Raw genomic sequence first — 3,198 nt, forward strand, 5'->3', positions numbered from 1 at the left:
GGAGTAAAGGGGGCGCTACAACTTGGCTGGGCTGATGTGAGGGGACTGGTGAGACTCATGGTGTGTGGGTTAGCTGGGGGTCCAGATCACGTCTTGGACGCGCACGGCTTTGGGGATGAGATCTAGCTCGTAGAAGACATCGGCAATGCGCTGCTGTTCGGCGATCGCCTCGGTAGGCACGGGGTCAAAGCTATAGCTGCGTCGCCGGGTGACCACATCCAAAATCTCAGGGTCTAGACCGGTGACGGGGGCCAGCACTTCGACCACCTCGGCGGGGTTGTTGTCGGCCCAGTTAGCGACCTCGGCAGTCTCATCTAGCAGAGCCACCAATAGCGCCTCGTTGTCGGCCACAAACGCCTTCGACGCCAGGAAAAACTCGCGGTTGGAAGCTAACCCCTCATTGGTGATCAGCGTTTTCGCGCCAGTTTGCTTTTCTGCGGCAGCGTAGAAAGGATCCCAAATGGCCCAGGCATCGATGTTGCTTTGCTCAAAGGCGGCGCGGGCATCGGCGGGCGACAGGTTGGCCGACTCCACATCGTCTAGGGTGAGCCCGGCACTCTTGAGCGCCTGCACAAAGAAGAAGTGGGCGCTAGAGCCCCGCTGATAGGCCACGGTCTTGCCCTTGAGATCGGCGATCGCCTGCAAGGGCGAGTTGGCCAGAGCAATGATGGCGGAGCTTTTGGGCCGCAGCGCCCCGCTGCCCACGTAGACAAAGGGCGTATCCGCCGCCTGGGCAAAAATCGGCGGCGCATCCCCCGTGCGGCCAAGGTCGATGCTGCCGACGTTGAGGGCCTCCAACAGGGGTGGCCCCGACTGAAACTCAATCCACTCGACGCGGGTACCGAAAGACTTGAGCCGTTCTTCTAAACCGCCACGAGCTTTGATCAAAATGAACGGGTCGAACTTTTGGTGGCCGATGCGCAGCACCCTGGCCTTGGCTTGGGCCGCCGCAGGCTCAGGCTCCACGCTGGTGGTGGGGTCGGTGCTGCACGCGGTAGCCGCCAGACTGAGGACGAACCCGGTTGCGAACAGGCCGCCCAAGGACTTGAGCGACTGCCGCCGGTTCATGCTCCAGGCACTAGAACGATTGGGTTTGGCTGCCATAGCTGCAACTCCACAAGAGGGGCCAGAAACCACGGTAAGTCGGTCGAAATGCCGTGGTTTGATAGCGCAGTATGGCATGCAATTAGTTTCAATTGCAAGTAAACTCAGTTACAAACAAAATAAAATTTCAATTTATTTGCTATTTATAATCTTTGGGTAATCGCATCCCAAAGCCCTGCTGATCGAGTCTAGAAGGCCGCCACAGTCATGTTGATTAAGTCGTCCAGAAACCCTAAAAAACGCTCAAACGCCAAGCGCTGACCTAGCCAGTGCTGCTCCTAGACGAGCTACAGTGATAACTGAACCTCTGGTGTAATCCCTAATTTCTGGAACGATCACGCAGCTACTGGCTTTGAGTTGCCCCTGAAGCTACTGCTTGCACGCAATATCTTGTCCATAAAGCTTTGGATTGGTGATCAGCCCAATCGGGCCTGTATCCAATACGATGACCCGACCTAACCTCAGTTCGGGTTAAGCAGACTGAGGAAGAGCAAAGTCGAACTTGAGAGACGGCTTTTTGGGCTGATGGCAATAGGCAATTAATCCACACAGCAGATTCACCGTGAAATGAACAGGGCTACGATGGCGGGAGTGCTCAATCTGAGACATGTTTTTCAACGGGTCAATCACCGTTTCGATAATGGCTCGCTTGCGTGCTAACAGCTTGTCGCTCAGGCGCATCAAATGCTTCTTCATCCTCCGTTTAGGTCAAGCAACGAACTCAATGCCATAGTCCTCAAACAGCTTCTGAGCCAAAGCTCGTGAGACGTAACCTCGGTCGGCAAACACCTTGCCAAAACTGGCCTGTAGCTTTTTGGTCTTCAGCTTCCTCTCCAGTGTAGGTGGTTGCGAAGCAAGCCAAGCAATCAGGGCGTGTCTGCGTTCTTCAAAGTGCAATAGCTAGCACCATCCTCTATCTACTTCAGCGGCCACCAAGAGACCTTATCGCGAGTAGCTCCATAGACTTCCTTCAGCCCCTCGGGGTCTACCACCTTCACCAGGTCATTGGCCGATTCAGCCAGTTTATCGGTCTTGGTGTAGCCCGCCTTGGCTAGCCCCTTCAGTACCTGCTCCACAGTGCGGTGGTTGAGTTGGCAGGCGCGGGCAATCAAGTCGATGGGCAGGTCAAACACGTATTCGGTTTTGGTGCCCTGGGGCTGGGCACCTAGGCTGCGCTCTTGAAAGATCAACCCCCGCAGTGCTGCTGCTACCGCTTGGGGTGGGTAGGTGCTGCAATTGAGCAAGTGGTACTGAAACTTTTCGCGCAGCTCAAATAGCAGGGTGTAGCGATCGCGAAAGACGTCATTTTGATCGTAGAGATCTTGCACTACCTGCACCGGTATCTTGATCACGTTGGTCGTTTTGTAGGCTTCCACTAAGCTGGGGAAGGCCCGCGTCGCCGCCCCGACACCCACGGGTAAACTGCGCATGCCAAAGCATCCGCCGGGGTAGGTTATGGCTATCACCCGGTCGAGGGGAGTGCTGCGCATGATCACCGGCCCACCATCAACGACCACGTACAGATACTCTTGCCAGGTATGGGATCGAAAGGCGGTGTATACCGGGCGATTGGAGTAGAGTTTCTCGCTCACAAGCAAATCGGGGTCGAGGTCGCGCAACAGCGGATCTTGCTCTAGCCCACGGAACAAAAAGCTTTGGGTTGTTAAGGTTTCGATTGCTTGGGAAGCCAAACTGGTGGGTTTTGCCTTTGCCATGGGGTTTTGCCGGTGCCGTACGGTTTTATTTTCCCTCAAAACTGCGGTATTCAACTGAAACTAAATGAACTTAGCAGGTTGGTTGAAATGCAGCTAGGGTGTGTCATCCATTAGTAACCTGTGATCAGGAGTATTTCAGCTATCTAGTCCCATGACAACCCGATGCAACGCCCTACGCGGTGGTCAATGGGAACAGATTCAGAATTTCTCTCTGGACGAGAGGGGGCTGTTGGAGCCACGGCACAGGATAATCGGCTGTTTGTTGAGGCCGTGCTGTATCGACAGCAACTCTCATTTTGACCAGTAGCTTGCCCAAGCTGCCGAATCCTGAACGAAAGAATGAGCTTTTTCAACAAATCTATTGACACTGTTCTTAATA

Annotated in this window: 3 protein-coding genes; all 3 read right to left on the reverse strand. The window is 54.6% G+C overall.

All coding sequences use genetic code 11. The annotated features are described in order from the left end of the window. Nucleotides 1–69 precede the first annotated feature (69 nt). On the reverse strand, nt 70–1,104 hold the full coding sequence (locus V6D20_16805) for a sulfonate ABC transporter substrate-binding protein (protein HEY9817440.1): 1,035 nt from the start codon (nt 1,102–1,104) through the stop codon (nt 70–72). Between the two features lie 471 nt (nt 1,105–1,575). Then, nucleotides 1,576–1,800 (reverse strand): transposase, encoded by a 225-nt coding sequence (locus V6D20_16810; protein ID HEY9817441.1) that lies wholly within the window; start codon nt 1,798–1,800, stop codon nt 1,576–1,578. 221 nt (nt 1,801–2,021) lie between these two features. Beyond that, nucleotides 2,022–2,819: a hypothetical protein gene (locus tag V6D20_16815; protein ID HEY9817442.1), complete on the reverse strand. Its 798-nt coding sequence runs from the start codon at nt 2,817–2,819 to the stop codon at nt 2,022–2,024. Nucleotides 2,820–3,198 lie beyond the last annotated feature (379 nt).

It is taken from the genome of Candidatus Obscuribacterales bacterium (assembly GCA_036703605.1).
In the GTDB taxonomy this organism is placed as follows: Bacteria; Cyanobacteriota; Cyanobacteriia; order RECH01; family RECH01; genus RECH01.

Coding starts and splice junctions, on each gene's coding strand:
- V6D20_16805 (HEY9817440.1), bottom strand. CDS start 1,104: ATGGCAGCCAAACCCAATCGTTCTAGTGCCTGGAGCATGAACCGGCGG.
- V6D20_16810 (HEY9817441.1), bottom strand. CDS start 1,800: ATGAAGAAGCATTTGATGCGCCTGAGCGACAAGCTGTTAGCACGCAAG.
- V6D20_16815 (HEY9817442.1), bottom strand. CDS start 2,819: ATGGCAAAGGCAAAACCCACCAGTTTGGCTTCCCAAGCAATCGAAACC.